At 72.9% G+C, this 26,969-nt stretch carries 21 protein-coding genes and 1 pseudogene; 9 read left to right on the top strand and 13 right to left on the bottom strand.

The features are described from left to right. Positions 1-33: 33 nt before the first annotated feature. Positions 34-1,200 (top strand): xylose isomerase, encoded by a 1,167-nt coding sequence (xylA, locus tag GA0115242_RS20800; protein WP_093830658.1) that lies wholly within the window; start codon positions 34-36, stop codon positions 1,198-1,200. Positions 1,201-1,325: 125 nt separating this feature from the next. On the opposite strand, the gene GA0115242_RS20805 is transcribed toward xylA, so the two are convergent. Together GA0115242_RS20805 and GA0115242_RS20810 are read right to left on the bottom strand one after the other, a co-directional pair. After that, positions 1,326-2,588: an SWIM zinc finger family protein gene (locus GA0115242_RS20805; protein WP_093830660.1), complete on the bottom strand. Its 1,263-nt coding sequence runs from the start codon at positions 2,586-2,588 to the stop codon at positions 1,326-1,328. Continuing rightward, positions 2,585-5,434: a DEAD/DEAH box helicase gene (locus tag GA0115242_RS20810; RefSeq protein WP_093830662.1), complete on the bottom strand. Its 2,850-nt coding sequence runs from the start codon at positions 5,432-5,434 to the stop codon at positions 2,585-2,587. The genes GA0115242_RS20805 and GA0115242_RS20810 overlap by 4 nt, the downstream gene beginning before the upstream one ends. 258 nt (positions 5,435-5,692) lie before the next feature. On the opposite strand from GA0115242_RS20810, the gene GA0115242_RS20815 reads away from it, so the two are divergent. Further along, positions 5,693-5,875 carry a hypothetical protein gene (locus GA0115242_RS20815; RefSeq protein ID WP_093830664.1) on the top strand — a complete coding sequence of 61 codons (183 nt, stop codon included), beginning with the start codon at positions 5,693-5,695 and terminating at the stop codon, positions 5,873-5,875. A gap of 31 nt (positions 5,876-5,906) precedes the next feature. Here GA0115242_RS20815 and GA0115242_RS20820 read toward each other — a convergent pair whose 3' ends face one another. From GA0115242_RS20820 to GA0115242_RS20830, 3 genes are all read right to left on the bottom strand, one after another. Next, a complete protein-coding gene (locus GA0115242_RS20820; RefSeq protein ID WP_093830666.1) occupies positions 5,907-6,779 on the bottom strand; it encodes a hypothetical protein in 873 nt (290 codons plus the stop codon). Between the two features lie 166 nt (positions 6,780-6,945). Next, positions 6,946-7,545, bottom strand: coding sequence for a class I SAM-dependent methyltransferase (locus GA0115242_RS20825; RefSeq protein WP_093830733.1), 600 nt, complete (start codon positions 7,543-7,545; stop codon positions 6,946-6,948). Positions 7,546-7,679: 134 nt separating this feature from the next. Then, positions 7,680-8,108 (bottom strand): PPOX class F420-dependent oxidoreductase, encoded by a 429-nt coding sequence (locus tag GA0115242_RS20830; RefSeq protein ID WP_093830668.1) that lies wholly within the window; start codon positions 8,106-8,108, stop codon positions 7,680-7,682. A gap of 97 nt (positions 8,109-8,205) precedes the next feature. On the opposite strand from GA0115242_RS20830, the gene GA0115242_RS20835 reads away from it, so the two are divergent. Next, positions 8,206-8,619, top strand: a complete 414-nt coding sequence (locus tag GA0115242_RS20835) for a roadblock/LC7 domain-containing protein (RefSeq protein ID WP_093830670.1) — start codon at positions 8,206-8,208, stop codon at positions 8,617-8,619. A 124-nt stretch (positions 8,620-8,743) separates the two neighbouring features. Beyond that, positions 8,744-9,691, top strand: coding sequence for a DUF6397 family protein (locus GA0115242_RS20840; RefSeq protein WP_093830672.1), 948 nt, complete (start codon positions 8,744-8,746; stop codon positions 9,689-9,691). A 1-nt stretch (position 9,692) separates the two neighbouring features. On the opposite strand, the gene GA0115242_RS20845 is transcribed toward GA0115242_RS20840, so the two are convergent. Both GA0115242_RS20845 and GA0115242_RS20850 read right to left on the bottom strand, forming a co-directional pair. Beyond that, entirely contained in the window at positions 9,693-10,559 is an 867-nt protein-coding gene (locus GA0115242_RS20845; RefSeq protein ID WP_093830674.1) for an acyl-CoA thioesterase, read from the bottom strand. Between the two features lie 19 nt (positions 10,560-10,578). Beyond that, positions 10,579-13,092: a DEAD/DEAH box helicase gene (locus tag GA0115242_RS20850; protein ID WP_093830676.1), complete on the bottom strand. Its 2,514-nt coding sequence runs from the start codon at positions 13,090-13,092 to the stop codon at positions 10,579-10,581. 145 nt (positions 13,093-13,237) lie between these two features. Here GA0115242_RS20850 and GA0115242_RS20855 point away from each other — a divergent pair, with 145 nt between their 5' ends. Continuing rightward, complete coding sequence (locus GA0115242_RS20855; protein WP_093830678.1) at positions 13,238-14,032, top strand: metal-dependent hydrolase; 795 nt, start codon at positions 13,238-13,240, stop codon at positions 14,030-14,032. Between the two features lie 89 nt (positions 14,033-14,121). On the opposite strand, the gene GA0115242_RS20860 is transcribed toward GA0115242_RS20855, so the two are convergent. The 4 genes from GA0115242_RS20860 to GA0115242_RS20875 form a co-directional block, all read right to left on the bottom strand. Then, on the bottom strand, positions 14,122-14,394 hold the full coding sequence (locus GA0115242_RS20860) for a type B 50S ribosomal protein L31 (RefSeq protein WP_093830680.1): 273 nt from the start codon (positions 14,392-14,394) through the stop codon (positions 14,122-14,124). 12 nt (positions 14,395-14,406) lie between these two features. Next, positions 14,407-14,877 carry a DUF5709 domain-containing protein gene (locus GA0115242_RS20865; protein WP_093830735.1) on the bottom strand — a complete coding sequence of 157 codons (471 nt, stop codon included), beginning with the start codon at positions 14,875-14,877 and terminating at the stop codon, positions 14,407-14,409. Between the two features lie 609 nt (positions 14,878-15,486). After that, positions 15,487-17,268: an ABC transporter ATP-binding protein gene (locus tag GA0115242_RS20870; RefSeq protein WP_093830682.1), complete on the bottom strand. Its 1,782-nt coding sequence runs from the start codon at positions 17,266-17,268 to the stop codon at positions 15,487-15,489. After that, positions 17,265-19,232, bottom strand: coding sequence for an ABC transporter transmembrane domain-containing protein (locus GA0115242_RS20875; RefSeq protein WP_093830684.1), 1,968 nt, complete (start codon positions 19,230-19,232; stop codon positions 17,265-17,267). The genes GA0115242_RS20870 and GA0115242_RS20875 overlap by 4 nt, the downstream gene beginning before the upstream one ends. Before the next feature lie 255 nt (positions 19,233-19,487). On the opposite strand from GA0115242_RS20875, the gene GA0115242_RS20880 reads away from it, so the two are divergent. Together GA0115242_RS20880 and GA0115242_RS20885 are read left to right on the top strand one after the other, a co-directional pair. Further along, positions 19,488-20,354 (top strand): L,D-transpeptidase family protein, encoded by an 867-nt coding sequence (locus GA0115242_RS20880; RefSeq protein ID WP_093830686.1) that lies wholly within the window; start codon positions 19,488-19,490, stop codon positions 20,352-20,354. A gap of 72 nt (positions 20,355-20,426) precedes the next feature. Further along, positions 20,427-22,088 (top strand): peptide-N4-asparagine amidase, encoded by a 1,662-nt coding sequence (locus GA0115242_RS20885; RefSeq protein WP_237549185.1) that lies wholly within the window; start codon positions 20,427-20,429, stop codon positions 22,086-22,088. 524 nt (positions 22,089-22,612) lie between these two features. Here the strand turns inward: GA0115242_RS20885 and GA0115242_RS20890 are convergent. Further along, positions 22,613-23,056: pseudogene (locus tag GA0115242_RS20890) on the bottom strand (MarR family winged helix-turn-helix transcriptional regulator); the annotation flags it as partial. Between the two features lie 113 nt (positions 23,057-23,169). Here GA0115242_RS20890 and GA0115242_RS20895 point away from each other — a divergent pair. Both GA0115242_RS20895 and mltG read left to right on the top strand, forming a co-directional pair. Continuing rightward, positions 23,170-24,972 (top strand): ABC transporter ATP-binding protein, encoded by a 1,803-nt coding sequence (locus tag GA0115242_RS20895; protein WP_093830692.1) that lies wholly within the window; start codon positions 23,170-23,172, stop codon positions 24,970-24,972. A 43-nt stretch (positions 24,973-25,015) separates the two neighbouring features. Continuing rightward, positions 25,016-25,861, top strand: coding sequence for an endolytic transglycosylase MltG (gene mltG, locus GA0115242_RS20900; RefSeq protein ID WP_093830694.1), 846 nt, complete (start codon positions 25,016-25,018; stop codon positions 25,859-25,861). Positions 25,862-25,877: 16 nt separating this feature from the next. On the opposite strand, the gene GA0115242_RS20905 is transcribed toward mltG, so the two are convergent. Further along, positions 25,878-26,960, bottom strand: coding sequence for an NAD(P)-binding domain-containing protein (locus tag GA0115242_RS20905; RefSeq protein WP_161353203.1), 1,083 nt, complete (start codon positions 26,958-26,960; stop codon positions 25,878-25,880). Between the last annotated feature and the right edge of the window lie 9 nt (positions 26,961-26,969).

Here is a 26,969-nt window from a genome sequence, read left to right on the forward strand (position 1 = left end):
CGAAATAGTCGCAAGCGAGCGAGGAGCCGCGGCATGAGCTACCAGCCCACCCCCGAGGACAGGTTCACCTTCGGCCTGTGGACCGTCGGCTGGCAGGGAAGGGACCCGTTCGGCGACGCCACCCGGCGCGCTCTCGACCCGGCCGAGTCGGTGCAGCGCCTCTCCGAACTGGGCGCGCACGGCGTGACCTTCCACGACGACGACCTGATCCCCTTCGGGGCCTCCGACACCGAGCGCGAGTCGCACATCAAGCGCTTCCGCCAGGCCCTCGACGCGACCGGCATGAAGGTGCCGATGGCGACCACCAACCTCTTCACGCACCCCGTCTTCAAGGACGGCGCGTTCACCGCCAACGACCGTGACGTGCGCCGCTACGCGCTGCGCAAGACGATCCGCAACATCGACCTCGCCGTCGAGCTGGGCGCCGAGACCTACGTCGCGTGGGGCGGCCGCGAGGGCTCCGAGTCGGGCGGCGCCAAGGACGTGCGGGCCGCGCTCGACCGCATGAAGGAGGCGTTCGACCTCCTCGGTGAGTACGTCACCTCGCAGGGCTACGACATCCGCTTCGCGATCGAGCCCAAGCCGAACGAGCCGCGCGGCGACATCCTGCTGCCCACCGTCGGCCACGCGCTCGCGTTCATCGAGCGCCTGGAGCGCCCCGAGCTGTACGGCGTCAACCCGGAGGTCGGCCACGAGCAGATGGCCGGGCTCAACTTCCCGCACGGCATCGCGCAGGCCCTCTGGGCGGGCAAGCTGTTCCACATCGACCTGAACGGTCAGTCCGGCATCAAGTACGACCAGGACCTGCGCTTCGGCGCCGGTGACCTGCGGGCCGCCTTCTGGCTCGTCGACCTCCTGGAGACGGCCGGGTACGAGGGTCCGCGCCACTTCGACTTCAAGCCGCCGCGGACCGAGGACCTCGACGGTGTGTGGGCGTCGGCCGCGGGCTGCATGCGCAACTACCTCATCCTCAAGGAGCGCGCGGCCACCTTCCGCGCCGACCCCGAGGTGCAGGAGGCCCTGCGCGCCTCGCGCCTCGACCAGCTCGCCCAGCCGACCGCCGAGGACGGCCTCCAGGCCCTGCTCGCGGACCGCACCTCCTTCGAGGAGTTCGACGTCGAGGGCGCAGCCGCGCGCGGGATGGCCTTCGAGCGTCTCGACCAACTGGCCATGGACCACCTGCTGGTGGCCCGCGGCTGACCGTCCGCGCGTCCCGACACCCGCGTCCACGCGCGCGTCCCGGCCCGGCGACGACCGTCGTCGGGCCGGGCGCGCTCCGTCGCCACCGACACCCCGAGCGGTCCCGCGCGGCCCTCAGCCGGCCCCTAGGCCTCCTCGCCGTCGGGCGCGGCGCAGGCGCTGAGGGCGGTCGCCGGGTCCCGCGCGGGTCCGCCCGCAGGCACCCAGCGGCCCTGCTCGTTCCGGTAGGGCCACCAGCGCCCGTCCCGCCCCAGCCGCAGTTGCGCCCCGCCCCCGACGACCGTCCAGCGGTTCGCCTCGGCCCGCAGCGACGGCCGCTCGTCCGGCTCCCAGGCGGCCTCCAGCGCCGCACGCGCGCGTGCCATCGACGCACCGGGGACGGTCCACGTCCCGTCCCACACGTCGAGCGCGTCGGCACCGCCCTGCCGCCAGGCGAGCACCCCGTCCGCCAGCCCCTGACGGCCGAGCCCGGAGCCCTCGGCGAGCCGCTCCAGCAGGGCCGGGTCCGAGACCCCGGCGGCCAGCCGCACCGCGTCCCGCGCGACCGTCAACTCCTCGCGCGGCGACGGCCCCTCGTAGCCCCGGAGCGCCTCGGCGAGCAGACGGTCGGCCTCGAACGCGGTCAGCGCGGCCAACTCGCGTACGCGCGCGGGATCGACGCCGGGCGCCGGTGGTGTCCCGGTCTCGAAGTACGGCGGGCTCCCGGGTGCCGACGGCCGTTCCGGCGGCGGGGGCAGCGGCGGCAGCACGGCGGCCGTCGCGTAGATCTCGACGGCGTCGACCCCCGTCGCCCCGGTCTCCACGGGATCGCCGGTCGCGCCGAGCGTCCGCAGGCCCTCCAGAAGGGCGCGTTCGCCCCGCCCGCGCATCAGCAGCAGGGCGAAGGGGTCCTCGTCCAGAAGGCGTGCCATCTGGTAGCACAGGGCCGCCGTGTGCGCGCAGTGGTCCCACGCGCCACAGTCGCACCGGGGCTCCAGATCGCCCATGCCGGGCAGCAGTCCGACGCCCGCCGACTCCGCGTCCTCCACCAGATGCGGAGGCATGTCGTGGTCCAGCAGCGCGGCGACATGTCCCGCCCGCTCCGCCGACATGGCCAGGAACCGGTCCCACTGGCTGCCGGACAGCTCCGCCAGCAGGACGTCGGCCCGGTGCGTGTCGCCGTCGCCGTCCCTGACCACCGCCGTGATGCGTCCGGGACGCACCGAGACGGCGCCGACGGCCCCCGCGCGCGCGTGCTTCCGTCCCGCCTTCAACTGACGTGAGTCGAGCGCCGAGTCCTCCAGGGCCTTCAACCAGGCCAGACCCCACCAGGTGCGCGCGAAACCGCGGCCCGGCGAGGGAGGCAGCGCCGCGAACGTGCGCTCCAGGTCACCGTCGTCGATCATCATGCTCCCCCTCGCAGCTCGACCAGGTCGGCCAGCTCGGCGTCCGTCAGCTCCGTCAGCGCGCTCTCGCCCGCCCCGAGCACCGCGTCGGCCAGCGCCCGCTTGCGATCGAGCAGAGCGGCGATACGGTCCTCCACGGTCCCCTCGGCGATCAGCCGGTGCACCTGCACCGGCCGGGTCTGACCGATCCGGTGCGCGCGGTCGGTCGCCTGTGCCTCGACCGCCGGGTTCCACCAGCGGTCGTAGTGCACGACGTGCTCGGCGCGGGTCAGGTTCAGGCCGGTGCCCGCCGCCTTCAGGGACAGCAGGAACACCGGGATCTCGCCGTCCTGGAAGCGCCGCACCATGGACTCGCGCGCGGCCACGGGCGTGCCGCCGTGCAGCAGTCGGGTGGGCACGCCCCGTGCCGCCAGGTGCCGTTCGAGGAGCCGCGCCATGCGCACGTACTGGGTGAACACCAGGACGCCCGCCCCCTCGGAGAGGATCGTGCCGAGCAGCTCGTCGAGGAGTTCCAGCTTCCCGGAGCGTCCCGCGATCCTGGGCTCCTCCTCCTTGAGGTACTGCGCCGGGTGGTTGCAGATCTGCTTCAGACCGGTCAGCAGCTTCACGACCAGCCCGCGCCTGGCCATGGAGTCCGCTGCGGAGATCTCCGCGAGCGTCTCGCGCACCACCGCCTCATACAGCGCCGCCTGTTCGGCCGTCAGCGCCACCGCGCGGTCCGTCTCGGTCTTCGGGGGCAGCTCCGGGGCGATTCCCGGGTCGGACTTCCGCCGACGCAGCAGGAACGGCGCCACCAGCCGGGAGAGGCGCTCGGCCGCGGCCGGGTCATGGCCGCCTTCGACGGCGTGCGCGTAACGGGCCCGGAACGTCCCCAGGCGCCCCAGCAGTCCGGGGGTCGTCCAGTCCAGGATCGCCCACAGCTCCGACAGATTGTTCTCCACAGGCGTCCCGGTGAGCGCCACGCGCGCGCGGGCACCGATGGAGCGCAGCCCGCGCGCGGTCGCCGAGTGCGGGTTCTTCACGTGCTGCGCCTCGTCCGCGACGACCATGCCCCACGCCACCGCCGCGAGCCGCGCGGTGTCGAGCCGCATCGTCCCGTACGTCGTGAGCACGAACTCGCCGTCGGAGAGGTCGTCCAGCGCGCGTCCGGCTCCGTGGAAGCGGCGTACGCGCGTGCCCGGCGCGAACTTCTCGATCTCGCGCTGCCAGTTGCCCAGCAAGGACGTCGGACACACCACGAGCGTGGGTCCGGCCGTCGAGTCGTCGGACTGGCGGTGCAGGTGCAGCGCGATCAGCGTGATCGTCTTGCCCAGGCCCATGTCGTCGGCGAGGCAGCAGCCGAGGCCCAGCGAGGTCATGCCGGCCAGCCAGTTCAGGCCGCGCCGCTGGTAGTCGCGCAGGGGAGCGGCGAGCGCGGCGGGCTGCGCCACCGGCCGCTGCGCCTCAGGGGCCGCCAACCGCTCCCGCAGGGCCGCCAGCCAGCCCGTGGGCTGCACGTCGACCCGGTGGCCGTCGACCTCGGCGGAGCCCGTCAGAGCGGCACCGAGCGCGTCCAGGGGCGTCACCTTGCCGTCCTGCCGCGACCTGGCCCGCCGGACGTCCTCCGGATCGACGAGGACCCACCGGTCGCGCAGCCGCACCACGGGGCGCTCCGCCTCGGCCAGCCGGTCCAACTCCGCGCGCGTGAGCGGCTGGTCGCCCAGTGCGAACCGCCAGTCGAAGGCGAGCAGCGCGTCGGCGGACAGGAACGACGGCACGCGCGACGACGCACCCGCGCCTCGTGGTCCGTCGTCCGGCGGGCCGATCACCGCGCGCGTGGTCAGCTTCCGCGCCAGCCCTTCGGGCCAGTGGACCTCGACCCCGGCCGCCGCGAGCGCGCGGGCGCCCGAACCGAGCAGGTCGACGACCTCGTCGTCGGCGAGGTCGAGGGCGTCCGGAACGGCCGCGGCGAGCAGCGGAGTGAGCGCGGGCCAGGCGCGGACCGCCCGGCGCAGCGCCAGCAGCGCTTCCGTCCGCGCGCGTGCCGAGTCGTTCGTGGCCCCGGACCAGACCTCGCGTGCGTCCCGCACCGGCGCCTGATCGCCGACGGCGTGCACCTGGAGGACGGCCCGAAACACGGGTGACGCATCAGGCCGCGCCGGGTCGCCGAGGCCGACCGCCTCGATCCGCAGGGCGAGCCGCACCCCGGTGTCCTGGTCCGCCGCCAGCTCGGCGGCCCACGCGCGCTGCTCGGGCAGCCGCCGGGGCGCGCGATCCGCGTACGCGGGGCCTCCCGTGACGAGCGCGGCGGCGGGAGAGCGGGGGAGCGTGTCGGCCACCGCGTCCAGGAAGGCGCGCAGAAGGCGCTCGGGAACGGGCAGCCTCGGCGGCGCCGCGTCGTCCAGGGGAACCGCGTGGGCCCGCGGGGGCATGGACGCGGCCAGCCGTGCGACCCGGTCGACGTCCGGCGCGGACAGCGGGCCCACCCGCCAGGCGTCGTGATCACTCGCGGAGAGACCGGGCAGCAGCAGCCCGCGCGCCACGAACTGCAGCGCCAGCAGGGCAGCCGCGCCCCAGAACGCGGTCTCGGGGCTGCTGTGCGCGTCGGCACGCGCACGCGTGAGTACGGGCAGCGCCTCACGCACCGGCAGCACGACGGCGGACAGCTCGACCAGGCCGACACCGTCGTCACCCGGCAGGGCGACCGTCAGCTGCTCGACGGCGCCGACCGCGACCGGCGGCGGTGCGGAACCGTCGGCGCGCCAGAAGGCGACCGTGCCCGTGCGGGCCGGATCGCCCGGTGTGAAGACGGCGCAGCAGCGGGCCAGTTCGGAGATCTCGGAGGGTGTTGCCGCAGGGATCCTCTGCACGGGATGCCGCATTCCTCAAATTTGACTACTTGATCGGAGTCGCCGAGGGTACAGCACCGAGACCGGTCCGTGACGCCATCGTCCCCGTGAGGTGACCGCCCTGAAGATCTGGGCCGCACGGCGGCGGGGGAGGACCATATAAGGGACGACTAGGGGTCGCATGTCAGGGACGTCTCAGGGTCGCCGTCCGGAACCGTGCGTGGCGCGGAGCCGTTGTGAGAACAGAGAGCGGCCGTGGCCGCGGAGGAGGCGACGCACATGTCGATGAACACCAAGATCGCCGTGGGAGGCGTGGCCGTCGGGCTGCTTCTGTTGATCTGGTTGCCCTGGTGGGCGGCGCTGCTGATCGTTCTGGGCGTGCCCGCCGCCGCGTATCTCACCCTGGATCCCGCCCAGCGACGGAGGCTGCGCCGGGTCAGCCGGAAGGAGCTGGGCCGCTGATCCCTGTTCGCACGGGCGAGCCCCGGCGCTCTCAGAGGGGCCGGACGGCCACCTTGTCCAGGCCTTCCAGCAGGCTGGGCAGCTCCGGCCCCCGGCCCACCGGCAGCACCTCGCCGGGCTCCTCGTCCAGCAGCACGAACGCGATGTCGTCGGTCCTGGCCACCAGCGACCAGCCGGGCCCGTCGGCACGCAGGGTCCGCGCGTCACCCGGCGCGAAGGAGGAACGGACCCGCCCCAGAGGCGGAGGCGCCTCCACATAGGCGCGCGCCTCTGCCAAGACCCGCCGGACACCGCCATGGCCCTTTGCCGCCGAGCCGCCCGGCCCGGTGCCCCGAGCGCCGTCCGTGCCCTGGTCGCCCCCGTCGGCCGAGTCGGGGGTGTCGGCGCTCGCGGACGTCGGGAAGTCCGTCGCGTCGAGCTGCTCACGCCACACCGCCCACTGCAGGGCGATCTCGTCCGCGCCCAGGCGGCGCTGGGCCGGACCCCACACCGAGGTGTCCGGTGGCGACAACACCGGGCCGTCCGCGATCTCCGGGGCGGGATCGTGCGGCGCCGGGACGTGCGGGGCTGCGACGGCGACCGCGAGCGGCCAGCCGGGGAGCGCGGCGACGACCGTGCGCTCGCCGGGCGACAGGTCGTACTCCATGCCGCAGTCCCAGGAGGCTATGGCGACGGCGACCAGCGAGACGTCGTCGACCACGACGGTCCACCGGGCCCCGCCCTCGTCCTGGCCCAGCACCAGCCCGTATCCGTCGGCGAGCGGAGCGAGGCCGAGCGCCGCGCAGGCCTCCGGATAGTCGTCGCCCAGCACGCTCGGGAACTTCGCCGGTGTCAGGAGCACCGCCGTGAGTACGTAGAGCGCGTCGTCCGCGGCGGCGACGGTGTCCTCGTCCGTCCCGGCCATCCCAGCCTCCTCATCCGTTCGACCAACCGCGCGCACCCTAGTGCGCACGCGAGCCCGTTGTCACGACTTCCAGAGGCACACCCGGGACCGCGGTTCTCCGAGGGGACACGGCACATCGGGCCCAGGCGGTGCCGCGGCTCGCCGCCGACGGCCGATGGCGCTCAGGTCAGGGCGTCCGCACGGCCAGGGCCAGGAAACGGGAGTCCTCGTCCACGTAGGACGTCATCCGCCACCCCGAACCGGCCAGCAGCGGACGGAGGTTCGACTCCGCCCGCAGGTCGTCCGGTGTGATCCGGCGGCCCTGACGTGCCGCGAGCGCCGCCCGGCCGATGGGGTGGAACAGCGCGAGCGTGCCCCCTGGGCGCACCACCCGCGCCAACTCCCGCAGGTTCTCCTCCGGATGCGGCAGATGCGCGATGAGCCCGGCCGCGAACACCGCGTCCAGCGACCCGGGCCGCAACGGCAGCGCGGCCACGTCCGCCAGCAGCAGTAGGCCGTCGCCGTCCCGGCCCGCCGCAACGGCTGCCGCCAGCATGGCCGGTGTCAGATCCGCGCCGAGCACCAGGCCCGACGCGCCGACAGCGGCCCGCAGGGGAGGCAGCGCGCGCCCGGTGCCGCAGCCCGCGTCGAGCACCCGCCCGCCCTCGCGCAGGCCCAGTTCGGCGACGGCGGCCGCGTAGGCGGGTCCGTCGTCGGGGAACCGGCGGTCCCAGTCGGCCGCGCGGGGTCCGAAGAACTCCTGGACATGGGTGTGGTCGTCGCTCATGGACCGCATGATCCCGCACCATCGCCCGGTCCGCCGGTCCGCCGGTCCGCCGGTCCGCCGGTCCGCCGGTCCGCCGGTGCGCGGCGACGCGTCCTTCGCGCCGCAGCGCACCGTGTCCTGCGGAAAGCGGCCGGTCAGCTCGCCACGGCCCGCTGGGCGAGCACCTTCTCGACCCGCAGCCGGACGAGCAGTTCACCGGGGACGCCGTTGCGGGCCCCGAACTCCTCCGCCCTGTCCTCGCCCATGTACCGCCCGCCGATCCGCGCCGACCAGAGCCGCAGCTCGTCCGGGTCCTCCGAGATCGCCACCCGGCCTTGCACCACCACGAAATCGAACGGTGGACGGTCGTCGTCCACACAGAGCGCGGCCCGTCCGTCGCGGATCAGGTTCCGGCCCTTCACCGTCGTGGCGCCGGTGTTGAACACGATGTCGTCCCCGTCCAGCAGGAACCAGATCGGGGCCACGTGCGGACTCCCGTCGGACCGCACGGTCGACAGCTTTCCGGTGCGGGTTCCCTCCGAAACGAAGGCCCGCCATTCCTCATCGGTCATCTTCTGTGCCATGGCTTCCATCCTGCTTGTCCGCGCGCCCCGGGTGGGGAAGGCTTGCGGAGAGATCCTCCAGCCAGGGGGAGTCGGCACACGGGGAGATACAGGGACCATGGGGCAGAACCAGAGACTCGGCTGGCTGCTGGACGATCTGACGGAGCGCGTCGAACACGTGCGTCACGCACTGGTGCTGTCCAACGACGGACTGGTCACCGGGGCGAGCACGGGCTTACGGCGCGAGGACGCGGAGCACCTCGCCGCGGTCTCCTCAGGGCTGCACAGCCTCGCCAAGGGATCAGGCCGCCACTTCGGCGCGGGCGGCGTCAGACAGACCATGATCGAATTCGATGACGCGGTGCTGTTCGTCACCGCGGCGGGCGACGGCAGTTGCCTGTGCGTGTTCAGTGCGGCGGAAGCGGACATCGGCCAGATCGCCTACGAGATGACCCTGCTCGTCAACCGGGTCGGCGAACACCTCGCCGTCGAGGCCCGCGAGCCCGAACGCACCCCGGCGAAAGACTCCTGACCTGCACTTTTGCAACCTCCCGTGGGGTTATCCACAGGCCGCCACGAGATCCGCGCGAGCGGCTACGGTTTTTCCGAGGCCGCGCGAACGGCGCGGACCACGTACTCCACGGGGGAGAGCGACCATGGCCGCAGAGAACGTCCCGACACCGCAAGGACCGACCTACGCGCCCGCCAGAGCGGCCCGGGAACTGGCGCTCAGGCGAGGCGAGTTCGACCTGGCCGTCCGGCTCGGCCACATCAGGACCGTCCCCGACGAAGGCGGTGGCGGACGCCGGGTGAGCAGCGCCGAGATCGACCGGTTGCGTGCGCGGACCGGGTTCCCCGAGGCCCTGCGCGGTCGCGTCGAGACGGTCGGGACCCGGGAGGCGGCGGAGCTTCTGGAGATCTCACCGGGCAGGTTCACCCGCCTGGCGCGGCTGGGCGTCGTGGTGCCGGTGACCTTCTACCTCAACCGGTATCGCGCGGTCGTCTGGCACTATCTGGCCGAAGAGCTGCGGCAGTTCGCCGCCACTGACGACAACAAGCCACTCCTGACAGGACGGACCCCGACCGGACTGCGCGAGCAACTGGCCGAGGGGCTCGACCTGCGGGCCCGCAACTGGCGGGGACGGCAGCTCGGGTTCCTGCTGCGCGAGGCGGACGGCCGGCCGTGGGCCCGCGCGGCGGCCCTGGCCTCCCTGCTCGACCCGGCCCACGTCGCCGAGATCGTCCCCGACCCCGACGAACGCGCCCGCCTGAGCCGCTCCCTGCCCCGGACGATGCCCCACGGCGCACCGGGCTCGGCCACCGCCCAGGTCGCCGAGCGGATCACCACGGCCGTCGAACCGGACGAGATCGGCTGGCTGCGGGCCGACCTGGCGCAGACCGTGGCCGAGGCCCGCGCCCGGCACCCCCTGCTCCGCCCGGAACCGGGGGCGACCGTCCCGGCAGCGGCGCCACCGCCGCTCGCCGTACCCCGGACCGGGGCACCGCACCGACAGGAACAGCCCCGCCACCCGCGCGGACTGCTGGGCCGCCTGCGCCGGGCGGGCCGCAGGACCGCGCCGCACCGGGAGACCGAGCACGTGTGATCTACAGGGACCGGAACAGGCCCTCCTGGACCACGGACACCAGCAGCCGCCCCTCCAGGTCGTAGATCCGCCCGCGGGCGAGTCCCCGGCCGCCGGTGGCGATGGGCGACTCCTGGTCGTACAGGAACCACTCGTCCGCGCGGAACGGACGGTGGAACCACATCGCGTGGTCCAGGGACGCCATGTCGAAGCTCCGCGGACCCCACAGCGGCTCGACGGGGATACGGACCGCGTCCAGCAGCGTCATGTCGCTGGCGTACGTCAGCGCGCAGGTGTGCACGAGCGGGGCGTCACCGAGCGGCCCGACCGCGCGCATCCACACGGCGCTGCGCGGCTCGGCGCCCTCGATGTCGTCGGCGTTCCAGCGCAGCCGGTCCACATAGCGGATGTCGAAGGGCTGACGGCGGGCCATCCGCTCCAGCTGCTCGGGGAGCGCGCCCAGATGCTCCCGCACCTCGTCCACCACCGTCGGCAGGGACTCGGGATCGGGGACCTTCCGGGCCGGCGGCAGCTGATGTTCGAACGGACCCACCTCGGGCTTGTGGAAGGAGGCGGTGAGGTTGAAGATCGTGCGGCCCTGCTGCACCCCCGTGACCCGCCGGGTCGTGAACGACCGGCCGTCCCGTACCCGCTCCACCTGGTACACGATGGGCACGCCCGGCCGACCCGGACGCAGGAAGTACGCGTGCAGCGAGTGCACCGGGCGGTCGCCGTCGGTGGTGCGGCCCGCGGCGACCAGCGCCTGGCCCGCCACCTGGCCGCCGAAGACCCGCTGCAGCGACTCCTGCGGGCTGCGGCCACGGAAGATGTTGACCTCGATCTGCTCCAGGTCGAGCAGATCGACCAGTCTCTCGGCCGGGTTCGTCATGCGGGAATGTCTCCTTGGCTCAGAGCTGACCGACAGCGGTGACCCGCAGCACGGCGCGGCCCTCCGCGTCCGAGGCCGCGAGGTCGACCTCCGCGCTGATGCCCCAGTCGTGGTCGTCGTTCGGGTCGTCGAAGATCTGCCGGACCCGCCAGACGCCGTCCTGCGGCGCCTCCTGGATCACCAGCAGCTTGGGGCCGCGGGCGTCGGGGCCCGTCCCCAGGTCGTCGTACTCGTCCCAGTACTTGTCCATCGCCTCGCCCCAGGCGTCCGCGTCCCACCCGGCGTCGGCGTCCATCTCCCCCAGTTCGTCGACCTGGTCGAGGGCGGCCAGCTCGACCCGCCGGAACAGGGCGTTGCGGACCAGGACCCGGAAGGCGCGCGCGTTGGTGGTGACCGGCTTGACCTCGTCGGCCCTCTCCTGCGCCTCCTCGGCGGTCATCACCTCCGGGTTGGCGAGCTGCTCCCACTCGTCCAGCAGGCTGGAGTCGACCTGGCGCACCATCTCGCCCAGCCACTCGATCAGATCCTGGAGGTCCTCCGACTTGAGGTCGTCCGGGACGGTGTGGTCCAGGGCCTTGTAGGCGCCCGCCAGGTACCGCAGCACGATGCCCTCGGTGCGCGCCAGCTCGTACAGGGAGACCAACTCGGTGAAGGACAGCGCCCGTTCGTACATGTCCCGCACGACGGACTTCGGCGACAGCGGGTGGTCGCCCACCCAGGGGTGGCTCTTGCGGTAGGTGTTGTAGGCGTGGAAGAGCAGCTCCTCCTGCGGCTTCGGGTAGCCGATGTCCTGGAGCCGCTCCATCCGCTCCTCGTACTCGACACCGTCCGCCTTCATCAGGGCGACGGCCTCGCCCCGCGCCTTGTTCTGCTGGGCGGCGAGGATCTGCCGGGGATCGTCCAGCGTGGACTCCACCACCGAGACCATGTCCAGCGCGTACGACGGCGACTCGGGGTCGAGGAGTTCGAAGGCGGCCAGGGCGAAGGTGGACAGCGGCTGGTTCAGCGCGAAGTCCTGCTGGAGATCGACCGTGAGGCGCACGACACGACCCGTCGCGTCGGGCTCGTCGAGCTTCTCGACGATGCCGCCGTCCAGCAGCGAGCGGTAGATGGCGATGGCCCGCCGGATGTGCCGCAACTGCGCCCTGCGCGGCTCGTGGTTGTCCTCCAGCAGGTGCCGCATCGCGTCGAAGGCGTTGCCCGGCCGCGCGATCACCGACAGCAGCATCGTGTGCGTCACCCGGAACCGGGAGGTCAGCGGCTCCGGCTCGGAGGCGATGAGCTTCTCGAAGGTGTTCTCCGTCCAGCCGACAAAGCCCTCCGGGGCCTTCTTGCGCACCACCTTGCGGCGCTTCTTCGGGTCGTCGCCCGCCTTCGCGAGCGCCTTCTCGTTCTCGATCACGTGCTCGGGAGCCTGCGCGACCACGAAACCGGCCGTGTCGAAACCGGCCCGGCCCGCCCGTCCGGCGATCTGGTGGAACTCGCGGGCGCGCAGCGTGCGCACCCGGTTGCCGTCGTACTTGGTGAGCGCGGTGAACAGCACCGTGCGGATGGGGACGTTGACGCCCACCCCGAGGGTGTCCGTACCGCAGATCACCTTCAGCAGACCGGCCTGCGCGAGCTTCTCCACCAGCCGCCGGTACTTGGGCAGCATGCCCGCGTGGTGGACACCGATCCCGTGCCGCACGTACCGGGAGAGGTTCTGACCGAACTTCGTGGTGAAGCGGAAGTTGCCGATCAGGTCGGCGATCCGGTCCTTCTCCTCGCGCGAACACATGTTGATGCTCATCAGCGCCTGCGCCCGCTCCACGGCCTGCGCCTGGGTGAAGTGCACGATGTAGACGGGCGCCTGTTTCGTCTGGAGCAGCTCGGTGAGGGTGTCGGTGAGCGGGCTGAAGCGGTACTCGTAGGACAGCGGCACCGGGCGGGTCGCCGAGCGGACCACCGAGGTCGGCCGGCCGGTGCGCCGGGTGAGGTCCTTCTCGAACATGGAGACGTCGCCGAGGGTGGCCGACATCAGGATGAACTGCGCCTGCGGCAGTTCGAGCAGCGGGATCTGCCAGGCCCAGCCGCGGTCCGGCTCCGCGTAGAAGTGGAACTCGTCCATCACGACCTGGCCGATGTCCGCGTCCTTGCCGTCGCGCAGTGCGATCGACGCGAGGACCTCGGCGGTGCAGCAGATCACCGGGGCGTCCGCGTTCACGGACGCGTCACCGGTCAGCATGCCGACGTTCTCGGTGCCGAACAGCTTGCACAGCTCGAAGAACTTCTCCGAGACGAGCGCCTTGATCGGCGCCGTGTAAAAGGTGACCTCGTCCCTGGCCAGCGCCGCGAAGTGCGCGCCCGCCGCGATCATGCTCTTGCCGGAGCCGGTCGGCGTCGACACGATCACGTTCGCGCCCGAGACGACCTCGATCAGCGCCTCCTCCTGGTGGGAGTAGAGCGTGAGACCGCGCTCCTCGGCCCACGACTCGAAGGCTTCGTAGAGGGCGTCGGGGTCTGCGGTCGGCGGCAGCTGATCGATGAGGGTCACAGACCCATCTTGCCTGGCCTCACCCGCCACCGGGGAATCGGCTGCCCGGCCGAAGATCATGACCGATACGCTGGGGCGCCGACGGAGCGTCAGCGCACCCGGTCAACTGGACAGCGGCACAAGAGGAATGGGGCGGAGAACGGCCATGATGGGACCAGCACACTCACTGTCGGGCGCGGCGGCGTGGCTCGGGATCGGCGCGGCGGCTGCCGCGGCCGGACACGCGATGCCCTGGCCGGTCCTCCTGGTCGGAGCGCTGATCTGCGCGGGCGCCGCCCTGGCGCCCGACCTCGACCACAAGGCGGCGACCATCTCGAGGGCGTTCGGCCCGGTCTCGCGCTGGCTGTGCGAGATCGTCGACAAGCTCTCCTACGCCGTCTACAAGGCGACCAGGAAGCCCGGCGACCCGCGCCGCTCGGGCGGTCACCGCACCCTCACCCACACCTGGCTGTGGGCGGTCCTGATCGGCGGCGGCGCCTCGGTCGCGGCGATAACCGGCGGACGATGGGCGGTGCTGGGCATCCTCTTCGTCCACATGGTGCTCGCGATCGAGGGCTTGCTGTGGCGGGCGGCCCGCGGCTCCAGCAGCGACGTCCTGGTCTGGCTGCTCGCGGCGACCAGCGCGTGGATCCTCGCGGGCATTCTGGACGAGCCCGGCAACGGCGCGAACTGGCTCTTCACCGCGCCTGGCCAGGAGTACCTGTGGCTGGGCCTGCCGATCGTGCTGGGCGCCCTGGTGCACGACATCGGGGACGCGCTGACCGTCTCGGGCTGCCCGATCTTGTGGCCGATCCCGGTCGGCCGCAAGCGCTGGTACCCGCTCGGCCCGCCGAAGGCCATGCGCTTCCGGGCGGGCAGCTGGGTGGAGCTGAAGGTGCTCATGCCGGTGTTCATGGTGCTCGGCGGAGTGGGCTGCGCGGCCGCGCTGAACTTCATCTGAGGACGGAGTGTCCCGGTGCGGGCGGGCACACCCGCACCGCCCGGGGCACCCGCCTCGGCGGGACGGCCCGGGGTGTCCCGCCGGCGGACTCAGCCCGGAGCGCCTGGTGCCTCGCCGGTTCCGCCGCCGTAGCGCCGTTCGAACTGGGCGATGCGGCCCTCCGAGTCCACCGTGCGGGCCTTGCCCGTGTAGAACGGGTGGCTCTCCGAGGAGATCTCCACGTCCACAACCGGGTAGGTCTCGCCGTCGTCCCACTCGATGGTCCGCTCGCTCGTCGCGGTGGACCGGGTCAGGAAGGCGTAGCCCGCGGCGCGGTCACGGAAGACGACCGGGCGGTACTCCGGGTGCTTGTCCTGCTGCATGTGCGCTCCTCCTCAACCGGACAGGGCGTCCTCGTCGACGATGTGCACGGCGGCCTCCTCGGCCGAGGCACCGGCGCCGTCGACACCCACGTCCGTCGCGATCAACGCGCTCTCCTCGTCCTCGTGGGCTCCCTCGTCGGGGGCCACGAGCCGACCGGAGCGGACCGCCCCGACCTCGTCGTCCAGCGGCTCGCCGTCGGTGTCCCCGCTGTCGCCGATGCCGTCGCCGTCGGGTGCGGTGACGTCCGGCCGCTCCTCGGCCAGCCTCTGGTCCAGCGTCTCGCCCCGGTGCCCCTCGGCCGCCGTGACGCCGCTGTGCTCCACCGCCCACGGCCTCTCGGGCGGCGACCAGCCCCGGTCGAGCGGATCGTCGACACCGTCGTCGTCCAGGGTGTCCTCGGCGTCGAGCAGCCCCGCGTCGTCCTGCACCTCGGAGCCGTCGGGCTGGTAGACGTCGTCCCCGCGTCCGTCGGAGCTGTTCACGGGTGCCTCCATGAGGTGCGGACGGTTCTCTTCCCGCCGGGGCGGGAGGGCGCTGCCCGAGTCGGTGCCGCTCTCCACCCTTCCACCCCCTTTCGGGACCGCGCAACGCCACGCGACGGGGGCACGGTGCGCGAAGGGCACCGGAGCCCGCCCCGCGCAGGTTCGTCCACCGCGATGCCCGGGACCTGGCGAGGGGCCGCGGACCGCCTCGCGGCGGGCTGGGAGGGGGCCGGTCGTCCCGCCGTCTCCGCCGCGGGACGAACCTCGGCGGATCCCATGCGACCGGCGGTGACCGCGGGCGGGGAGGGGCGCCGGCCGCACCGACGATTCCGCCGAGGGACCGGCCTCGACGGACGCCGAGCGACCCGCGGTGGCCGTCCCGCGACGGTGCGTGCGCGGGTATCGGCCGGCGGTGTCCGCTCTGCGCCGGTGCGGGTGCCGGTCGGTGGCGGACACCACGGACCGACGCATGGCGCGCGGGCCTCGGTCGGTGGTGTCCGGCGGACGACGGTGCGCGCACGCGTGACGGTTGCTCGGCGGCGTCCGCTTCGGCCGATCGGGGCGGTCCGCCCCGGAACCGTCAGGTCCGGGGCGGACTCCACTGCTCGCTCACCCGTGCCAGGACCGCCACAGCGCCGCGTACGCGCCGTCCGCCGCGACCAGCTCGTCGTGGCTGCCCAGCTCGGTGATGCGTCCGCTCTCCACGACGGCGATGACGTCCGCGTCGTGCGCCGTGTGCAGGCGATGGGCGATCGCGACGACGGTGCGGCCGTCCAGGACGCGGGCCAGCGACCGCTCCAGATGCCGGGCCGCGCGCGGATCGAGCAGCGAGGTCGCCTCGTCCAGGACCAGCGTGTGCGGGTCCGCCAGCACCAGACGGGCCAGCGCGATCTGCTGCGCCTGCGCCGGGGTGAGCGCGAGCCCGCCCGAGCCGACCTCCGTGTCCAGGCCGTCGCCCAGGGCCCGCGCCCAGCCGTCCGCGTCGACGGCGCCCAGGGCCGCCCACAGCTCGGCGTCCTCGGCGTCGGCCCTGGCCAGCAGCAGGTTGTCGCGCAGGGCGCCCACGAAGACGTGGTGCTCCTGGTTGACGAGGGCGACGTGGGAGCGGACCCGCTCGGCCGGCATCCGGGACAGCTCGGCGCCGCCCAGGGTGATCCTGCCGTCCCGGGGCGCGTAGATCCCGGCGAGCAGCCTGCCCAGCGTGGACTTCCCCGCGCCGGACGGGCCGACCAGGGCCAGCCGGGTGCCCGGGGCGACCTTCAGGGAGACCTCGCGCAGGACGTCGACGCCCTCGCGGTACCCGAAGTGGACCCGGTCGGCGTGCACGTTCCGTCCGTCGGGGACCACCGAGGCGTCACCGGCGGCGGGCTCGATGTCCCGGACCCCGACCAGCCGGGCCAGCGACACCTGGGCCACCTGGAGCTCGTCGTACCAGCGCAGGATGATCCCCACGGGGTCGACGAGCATCTGCGCGATGAGCGCGCTCGTGGTCAGCTGGCCGACGTCGATCCAGCCGTGCAGCACGAACACCCCGCCGATCAGGAGGACCGACGCGAGCACGGCGACATGGGTGACGTTGATGAACGGGAAGAGCACCGAACGCAGCCACAGGGTGTACCGCTCCCACGCGGTCCACTCCTGGACGCGCCGGTCGGAGAGCGCGGTGCGGCGGTCGCCGAGGCGGTGCGCCTCGACGGTGCGGCCCGCGTCCACGGTCTCCGCGAGTGCCGCGGCCACGGCGGAGTAACCGGCGGCCTCGGAGCGGTAGGCGGACGGCGCCCGCTTGAAGTACCAGCGGCAGCCGACGATCAGCAGCGGCAGGGCCAGCAGCACGGCGGCGGCCAGCGGAGGAGCCGTCACGACCAGACCGCCGAGCAGCAGCACGACCCAGACGACGCCGATGGAGAGCTGCGGCACGGCCTCGCGCATCGCGTTCGCGAGCCGGTCGATGTCGGTGGTGATCCGGGAGAGCAGATCACCGGTACCGGCCCGTTCGAGGACACCCGGCGGGAGTCCCACCGAACGGACCAGGAAGTCCTCGCGCAGGTCGGCCAGCATCCGCTCGCCGAGCATCGCCCCGCGCAGCCGGACCTCGCGGACGAACACCGCCTGCACGATGAGCGCGCCGACGAACAGGGCGGCCGACAGCTCCAGATGGAGGTCACGCGTCTGGTCCGAGACCCGTTCCACGAGGTCGCCCAGGAGCCAGGGGCCCACCATCGAGGCGACCACGGAGACCGTGTTGACCGCCATCAGGACCAGCAGGGCCCGGCGGTGCCGCCGGAACAGCTCGGTCACGTAGGCGCGTACGGTCGCGGCGGCGCCGACGGGCAGCGTGTTCGCCGTCGTCGGGGCCGCCGGGTCGTACGCCGGTGGCGCCACGCCGATCATGCCGTCTCCTCGATCTCTTCCAGAACGCCCCGCAGGGTCGTTTCGTCGTCCATGTCCAGCGGGGTGGTCCCGTCGTCGGTCTCGCGGGTCACGACCGCCCGGTACCTGGCGTCGCCGAGCAGCAGCGTGCGGTGCTCGCCCTCGGCGGCGACCTCGCCCCCGTGCACCAGCACCACCCGTTCCGCCTGGTCGAGCAGGAGCGGCGAGGAGGTGAAGACGACGGTGGTGCGCCCCGCGCGCAGGTCCTTCAGACCCGCCGCGATCCTGGCCTCGGTGTGGGAGTCGACCGCCGACGTCGGCTCGTCCAGGACGAGCACCTCGGGGTCGGTGATCAGCGACCGGGCCAGCGCGAGCCGCTGCCGCTGCCCGCCGGACAGGGACCGGCCGCGTTCGGTGATCCGGGAGTCCATCGGGTCGGCCGCGTCGAGCGAGCCCTCGACCAGCGCGGCCAGCACGTCGTCGCACTGGGCGGCGGACAGCGCGGCCTGCGCGCCGACGGCACCGGAGGCGGGCACGTCGAGCAGTTCGCGCAGGGTCCCGGAGAGCAGGACCGGGTCCTTGTCCTGGACCAGCACGGCGGCACGGGCCGCCCCGATCGGCAGCTCGTCCAGCGGCACACCGCCGAGCAGGACGGACGCCTCGTCGGCGCCCACGGCACCCGGGGACGCCGTCCTCTCGGACACCGGAACGCTCCCGCCGCCGGCCTCCTCGGGCACCGGCTCGTCCCCGGCCACCGAGCCCTTGGACGTCGACGCCGAAGCACCGGATGCCCCGGCCCCCGCCCCCTCGTCCCCGGGGGCCACCGCCTCGCCTGCGTGTCCGCCCAGCCGTTCCGCCAGGCGGCCCGCCGCGTCGGGGTCCCCGCACACCACGGCCGTGAACAGGCCCTCGGGGGCGAGCAGTCCGGTCACCGGGTCGTACAGATCGCCCGAGAGAGGACCCTCGTCCCGGGAACCGCCGACATGTGTGGTTCGTTCCAATGACAGGACGCGCGCCGCCCGTTGGGCCGAAGGCCGGGAGAAGGAGTACGCCATGGCGATCTCCTCGAAATGCCGCAGAGGATAGGTGAGGACCATGACCGAGCTGTAGACCGTCACCAGTTCGCCGACGGTGATCCGGCCCTGCCGTGCCAGATGGACGCCGTACCAGACCACGGTGATCAGCAGCAGCCCCGGCAGCAGCACCTGGATCGCGGAGATCAGGGCCCACATCCGCGCGCTGCGCACGGCGGCGTGCCTGACCTCCTGGGAGGCCCGGCGGTACCGGTCGAGGAAGAGTTCCTCGCCGCCGATGCCCCGCAGGACCCGCAGTCCGGCCACGGTGTCCGAGGCGAGTTCGGTGGCCCGCCCCGCCTTCTCCCGCTGGAAATCCGCGCGCCGGGTGGCGCGGGGCAGCAGGGGCAGCACGGCCAGCGCCAGCACGGGCAGGCCCACGGCGACGACCACACCGAGGGCGGGCTGATAGATCACCAGCGCGACGCAGACCAGCACGATGGTGACGGCGGCCGCCGTGAAACGGGAGATCGCCTCCACGAACCAGCCGATCTTCTCGACGTCACCGGTCGACACGGCCACCACCTCACCCGCCGCCACCCGCCGGGTCAGCGCCGAACCCAGCGACGCGGCCTTGCGGGCGAGCAGTTGCTGCACCCGGGCGGCGCCGGTGATCCAGTTGGTGACGGCGGCGCGGTGCAGGAAGGTGTCGCCGACCGCGTTGCCGACGCAGGCGAGCAGCAGGAGGAGCCCGGCGAGGGCCAGGTGGCGGCCGGAGCGGTCGATGACGGCCTGGACGGCGACACCGACGCAGAACGGGAGGGCGGAGACGGATGCGAAGTGCAGCAGTCCCCAGGCCAGGGCCTTGGCCTGGCCGCCCAGTTGGTTGCGGCCGAGCCACCACAGGAAACGGGGACCCGAGCGGGCGTCGGGCACGCCCGGGTCTGCGTAAGGGAGGTCTTGAATCTGCATGACGGATGACGTCCAGGTGGCTCGTGTCAGGGGAGGGAGGAGAAGGGCCGGGGAGCAGGGAGAGAGGGCCGGTAAGGAAGGGGAGGCAGGTGTTCCGCGAGCGGCGGTGGCAGCAAACCGTGCAAGGTTCCCCGCGAGGCGGGGTCGGGGGCAAGGGGTTTTCCGTCGCCTCGTACGGAATCGGCTGCCGGGAGCACCGGCCCCTATCCACCGAACTGGGCGCAATCGTCCGGAACGTGGTGTCACTATGGGCCGATGCACAACGCACTGCGCGCGACGGTCGCGACGGCCGCCCTCGGGACCTTGCTGGCGCTGACTGCGGCATGCGGCCCCGCCGGAGGCACCAGCGACGGCGGCACCGCCCACCCGGAAGCCACCGCCCGCACTGACGGGACGGGCAGCACCGGCGGCACCCGAGGGACGGCAGAGGGACGACGAGGAGAGGCGGGCCCCAGCGGGTCGGGGACGGTGAAGGGCCCGCCTGCGGACGCGACGTCCCCCGGGGCGGGCGTCTGGACCGGAGCCGCCGTCACCGAGCAACTGCCGGGGATCGGAGCCTGGTTGCGGCACCGGATTCCCGCAAACACCCGGCAGGTCGTCGCCGTCTACGGGAGCGGATCCGACTCGGCGGACTCGACGGTCGTGCTCTACACGAAGCGGGGAGCGGCCTGGGCCAGGACCTCGTCCTGGCCCGCGCACAACGGGAAGCGGGGGTGGACCATGGACCACCACGAGGGCGACAGGCGCAGCCCGGTCGGGGTGTTCACGCTCACGGACGCGGGCGGTGTGCTCCCGGACCCCGGGTCCAGGCTGCCCTACACCCGCTCCGCGTCCTTCGCCGCCCCGCGCTGGTGGGCCGAATCCCACTGGCACGACTTCGACTACGTGATCGCCATCGACTACAACCGGGTCAGGGGGAACCCGCCCGACGATCCGACCCGTCCCGAAGGGGAGTCCCGGGGCGGCGGGATCTGGCTGCACATGGACCACGGCAGCGGCACCTCGGGCTGCGTGAGTCTGTCCGAGGACGGGATGCGGTCCCTGCTGCGCACCCTCGATCAGGACCGCCACCCCGTGGTGGTGATGGGGGACAGGGCGTCTCTCGCGGCGCGGGAGGAGTGACGGGCGGGGGCCGGGAGGAGGGGCGGGGGAGGCGGCATTGCGGAGGTCGGCGGCACCCCGTAGAACACGGCCATGAAGAGACGATTAATCATGTCCATGCTCACCGGCACGCTTCTCGTCGTGGGCACGCTGTTCGGGACGGTCCCGGCCCGAGCGGTTGACGTCCCGGCCGAGTTCGGCACCGACTGGCACGACCCGGTGACGGCGGCACCGGCCGTGGGCAAGCCCGCCGGGAAGTCCTGCCGGGTGACGCTCGTCCGGGCGGCGTTCCGCGACTTCACGCCCTACCGGGGGACCTACACCCCGCCCACCGGGTGCGGCACCCGGTGGAGCAAGGTCGTGCTGCGGCTCGACGGGAAGGTCAAGGGACGGCAGTACGACCGGCTCGGATACCTCCACGTCGGCGGGGTGGAAGTGCTGCGCACCTCGACACCGGAGCCCTCGCCCGACGGCATCGCGTGGTCGGTCGAGAAGGACGTCACGCGCTACAGCGACACCTTCCGGGGCGCCAGGGACGTCGAGATGCTCATCGGGAACGTCGTCGACGACATGTACACGGGCGTGATCGACGTCGAGGTCACCCTGACCTTCTACGCCGGGCGGCCCACGGCAGCCCCCGACCGGGCGCACGGCCTCGCAGAAGGTGCCCCCGACCGGGCACGCGGTCACGGCGAAGGCGTCCCCGACCGGGTGCTCACCCTCGGGGAGGGCGGCACCGTCACCACCCCGCGCAATAGCGAGCGCGTCGTCGCCGAGGTCTACGCGACCGGGTCGGGCGGCGGCTGCGAGGAGTTCTGGTACCTGACCGTGCCCGACTCCGCGCCCTACTCCTGCCAGGCCGACGGCGGGCCCTACCGCGAGGTGGACATCTCGGTCGACGGGCAACTCGCCGGGACGGCCGCGCCGTTCCCGCACGTGTGGACCGGAGGCTGGTCCAACCCCTTCCTCTGGTACGTGATCCCGGGCCCGCGCGCCTTCGACGTGCGGCCGATCGAGTACGACCTGACCCCCTTCGCCGGGCTGCTCAACGACGGGCGCCCGCACCGCGTCGAGGTCACCGTGGCCGGGGTTCCCGAGGGGCAGAGCGGGTGGAGTGCCCCGGTGAACGTGCTGGTGTGGCAGGACGCCGGCCGCGCGCACGTCACGGGGAAGCTGACCGCGCACCGGGCCGGGACTCTCGTCAACTCATCGACGTACACGCCCGGTTCGACGGAGCGGGTCGACACGGAGGGGGCGTACGGGCTGACGGTCGCCGGGTACGTGGACACCTCGCACGGCCGGGTCACCACCACCGTCACCCGCGCTCTGGCCACCACCTCCACGCACCGCTGGACGGACGGGGAGGACATGGACCGGCTCGACGGGCGTTGGAGCGACGACGAGTCGGTGACGGTGGACGACGGGCGGTCGCCGTCCCGGACCACCCGGACACACCGGACGTACACGATGAACGGCGTCACCACGGTCGGCGCCGACGCCCGGCTGCGGAGCGAGATGACCCTCGGCGACCGGGCCGCCGTGACCGAGTCGGCGGGTGGACGGCGGGTCGGCTGGTCGAGGCTCGACGACACCTACACGGGTGACGCGACGTACACCACCGGGGTGCCCCGCGAGGAACGGCACGCGGTCGGGACGACGCGGGAGCGCTACCGGCTCCACGGCTCCGACGGTTGCCACGACCGCACGGTGACCACCGTCCAGGGGGTGCTCACGCAGGACCGCGTCCGCTGCTGACCGACGGGTCGGCCGTCCCCTCTCCGGGAAGCGCACCGGAGGAGGGGACGGTCAGGGGCCCACGGCCGCTCGGCGAGCGGAGGCTCAGGAGGAGACGGAACCTGCCCGGCCCGGACGCCCTGCGTACGGCCGCGCCGCCGTGCCACCGGCCCACCTCCCGGCCTGACCCAGCGGCACGAGCCGCACTGACCCGTACCGCCCCACCCCGGCGTCGCGCCCCGCGTACGACCATGCCGCCGTGCCCTCGGCCCGTCCCCACCCCCGCCGCGACGCCGTGTGCCACCGGCCCATCCACCGCCGCCCGGCCTGACCCAGCGGCACGAGCCGCACCACCCCACGCCGGCGCGCACCCCGGCACACCCCGCCCCGGCTCAGTGCGGCACCCGCTCCTGCCCACCGGATCGGTGCTCTCCAGATCCGTGCTCGCCAGGCCCATGTCCGCCAGCGCCATGTCCGCCAGCCCCGCGCCCACCAGACCCATGCTCGCCAGCCCCGTGCCCCTCCGGCCGGTGTGTCTCCGGCCCGTGCTGGTCCGTCGTGCCGTCCATCAGGGTGTCGAGGAGTCCGCCGAGTTCCCTGCGCTGTTCGTCGGAGAGGGCCCCGAGGATCTCCTCGGCCGCCGAGCGCCGCGCCCCGCGCAACCGGCCGAGCGCGCGCCGTCCGTCCTCGGTCAGCTCGACGCGGATCACCCGGCGGTTGGACGGATCCGGCGCCCGCCGCACCTTGCCGCCCGCCTCCAGACCGTCGACCAGGGTCGTGATCGCGCGGGGGACCACCTCCAGGCGTTCCGCGAGGTCGGCCATGCGCGGCGGCGAGCCGTAGTGCGCCAGCGTGCGCAGCAGCCGGGACTGCGCCGGCGTGACGCCGAGCCCGCACTCCTCGATGTGCCGCTTCTGGATGCGGTGCACCCGGCGGGTGAGCCGCAGCAGCTGTTCGGCGAGCTGGCTGTCGGAATCGGACGTGGTCATGAGGGAACAATAACAGGACTCTGCTCATTGTGAACATAGGTAACAATGAGCTAAGCTCCGTGAGACCTCGTTTCCGACGAAGAAACCCCGTATCCGACGAACCTAGGAGTCCATTGCCTCCCGATCTCGAAACCCGCTGGACACCGCCGACCGACGCCGACGGGCAGCCCCGGCAGGTCCGCCGTATCCTCCGTCTCTTCCGCCCCTACCGCGCCAGGCTCGCGATCGTCGGCCTGCTGGTGGGCGCCGCCTCACTGGTCTCGGTGGCCACCCCGTTCCTCCTGAAGGAGACGCTCGACGTCGCGATCCCGCAGGGCCGCACCGGGCTGCTCAGCCTGCTCGCCCTCGGTATGATCCTCAGCGCCGTCCTCAGCAGCGTCTTCGGCGTCCTGCAGACCCTGATATCGACCACGGTCGGCCAGCGGGTCATGCACGACCTGCGCACCGCCGTCTACGACCGGCTCCAGCGCATGTCGCTGGCCTTCTTCACCCGGACCCGCACCGGCGAGGTCCAGTCCCGCATCGCCAACGACATCGGCGGCATGCAGGCCACCGTGACCTCCACCGCGACCTCGCTGGTCTCCAACGCGACCAGCGTCATCGCCACGATCGTCGCGATGATCGCCCTCGACTGGCGGCTGACCGTCGTCTCGCTGCTCCTGCTCCCCGTCTTCGTGTGGATCAGCAGGCGCGTCGGCAACGAACGCAAGAAGATCACCACCCAGCGCCAGAAGCAGATGGCGGCGATGGCCGCGACGGTCACCGAGTCGCTCTCCGTCAGCGGCATCCTGCTGGGCCGCACGATGGGCCGCACCGACTCGCTCACCCGCTCCTTCGCGGAGGAGTCCGAGCAACTGGTGGACCTGGAGGTCCGGTCGAACATGGCCGGGCGCTGGCGGATGGCCGTCATCACGATGGTGATGGCCGCGATGCCCGCGGTCATCTACTGGACGGCGGGCATGGTGCTGCGCACGGGCGGACCGCAGACGTCGATCGGCACGATCGTCGCCTTCGTCTCGCTCCAGCAGGGCCTGTTCCGGCCCGCGGTCAGCCTGCTGTCGACCGGCGTGCAGATACAGACCTCGCTCGCCCTCTTCCAGCGCATCTTCGAGTACCTGGACCTGCCGATCGACATCACCGAACGGGAGCGCCCGGTGCGCCTCGACCGGATCAGGGGCGAGATCCGCTTCGAGAACGTCGAGTTCCGCTACGACGACCAGGGCGCCGCGATCCTCGACGGCATCGACATCGGCGTCCCCGCGGGCGACAGCCTCGCCGTCGTCGGCCCGACCGGCGCGGGCAAGTCGACCTTCGGCCACCTGGTGCCGAGGCTCTACGATGTCACCGGCGGCCGGGTCACCCTGGACGGCGTCGACGTGCGCGACCTCGACTTCGACACCCTCGCCCGCGCGATCGGCGTCGTCTCCCAGGAGACGTACCTCTTCCACGCGACCGTCGCCGAGAACCTGCGCTTCGCCAAGCCCGACGCCACCGACGAGGAGCTGCGGGCGGCGGCCAGGGCCGCGCAGATAGACGACCACATCACGGCCCTGCCCGACGGGTACGACACCGTCGTCGGCGAGCGCGGCCACCGGTTCTCCGGTGGTGAGAAGCAGCGCCTCGCCATCGCCAGGACCATCCTGCGGGACCCGCCGGTGCTGATCCTCGACGAGGCGACCAGCGCCCTGGACACCCGCACCGAGGCCGCCGTGCAGGACGCGATAGACGCCCTGTCCGCCGACCGCACCACCATCACCATCGCGCACCGTCTCTCCACCGTCCGCGACGCCGACCAGATCGTGGTCCTCGACTCCGGGCGGCTGGCCGAGCGCGGCACCCACGCGGAGCTGATGGAGCGGGACGGACGATACGCGGCTCTCGTACGCCGAGACGCCCAACTGGAACCGACAAGCTGAAGATATGTCGGAATTGTGACCACATGCGGGTTAACGTGCCCGTATGCAGATCAACACTCCGCCTCGGAGCACGATTCGACTGACGCGCCGGGGCCGTCTCGCCCTCATCGCGACCGGAGCCGTCGTGGCCGCTACCGCCGTGGCGGTGCCGCTGCTCACCTCGGGTGACGACGAGGACGCCCGGCCCACCTCGCTGGTGATCCCGGAGGGATGGCGCTCGGGCCAGGTCTACGACGCCATCGACAAAGCCCTCGCGCTGCCCCCGGGCAGCGCCAAGAAGACCCTCACCAAGGCGGCCCTGAAACTGCCGAGCGAGGCGGAGGGCAACCCGGAGGGCTACCTCTTCCCTGCCACGTACCCGCTCGCCGAGAAGACGACGCCGGAGTCGCTGCTCACGGCCATGGTGCGCACCGCCGACAAGAAGTTCAACGGCGCCCCGGTCTCGGCCGGTGCCCAGCGCAACGCGATGAACGTCTACCAGGCGGTGACCGTCGCGAGCCTCGTGCAGGCCGAGGCCGCCACCCCGGAGGACATGGGCAAGGTGGCCAGGGTGGTCTTCAACCGCCTGGAGCGCGGGATGCCGCTCCAACTGGACTCGACCGTCAACTACGCCTTGAACCGCACCACGTTGAAGACCACCGAGAGCGACACGCGGATCGACAGCCCCTACAACTCGTACCAGCGGATGGGACTTCCGCCCACGCCGATCGACAACCCGGGCGAGGAGGCGATGCGGGCCGCGATCAGTCCGACGCCGGGCGACTGGCTCTACTTCGTCACCGTCAAGCCGGGCGACACCCGGTTCACGTCGAGTTACGAGGAACACCAGCGCAACGTCGCGGAGTTCAACGCCGCCCAGAAGAAGGCCAGTCCGCAGCCGACGAAGTGAGCGGGCGCCCCGGCCGTCAGACGGCGGCCGGTGCCAGCGGCTCCTCGGCCAGCAGCCGCCTGATGTCCCGCACGGCCGCCCGGCCCGCCCGGTTGGCACCGATGGTGGAGGCGGACGGGCCGTAACCGACCAGGTGGATCCGCGGATCGGCGACCGCGCGGGTGCCCTCGACCCGGATGCCGCCGCCGGGTTCGCGTAGCCGCAGCGGCGCCAGATGGTCGACGGCGGCCCGGAAGCCGGTGGCCCAGAGGATGACGTCGGCCGCCACCCGCGTCCCGTCGGCCCAGGCGACGCCGTCCGGGGTGATCCGGTCGAACATCGGACGCCGGTCGAGGACCCCGTCCGCGAGGCCGCGCCGGATCGCGTCGTTGAGCGGCAGCCCGGTCACCGACACCACGCTCCTGGGCGGCAGCCCCCGCCTGACCCGCTCCTCCACCAGCGCGACGGCGGCCCGGCCCACGCTCTCGTCGAACGGGCCCTCGCGGAAGACCGGCGGGCGCCGGGTGACCCAGGTGGTGGCCGCGGCGTGCGGCGCGAGCTCCAGCAGGTGCTGCGTCCCGGACGCGCCGCCGCCCACCACGACCACCCGCAGCCCGGCGAACTCCTCGGGCCCGCGGTAGTCCGCGGTGTGCAACTGCCGCCCGCGGAAGGTCTCCTGGCCCGGATAGCGCGGCCAGAACGGCCGGTCCCAGGTGCCGGTCGCGTTGATCAGCGCGCGGGTCGACCAGACCCCGTCCGACGTCTCCACGCGCAGCCGTCCGCCCGTCCCCTCGCGGACCGCGCGCACCTCGACGGGACGGCGCACCCGCAGGTCGAAGGCGCGCTCGTACCGCTCGAAGTACCCGCCGACCACCTCGGACGACGGCCGCGCGGGATCGGCGCCGGTCAGCTCCATGCCGGGCAGCGCGTGCATCCCGTGCACCGCGCCGTACGTCAGCGACGGCCAGCGGAACTGCCAGGCCCCGCCGGGCTTGGGCGCGTGGTCGAGCACCACGAAGTCCCGCTCCGGCTCGAACCCGGTGCGGCGCAGATGGTAGGCGGCGGACAGCCCTGCCTGCCCGGCACCCACCACGACGACCTCGACCTCGACCTCGCGCATGTCGTTCAC

This window comes from Streptomyces sp. SolWspMP-5a-2 (assembly GCF_900091845.1).
GTDB lineage: Bacteria > Actinomycetota > Actinomycetes > Streptomycetales > Streptomycetaceae > Streptomyces > Streptomyces doudnae.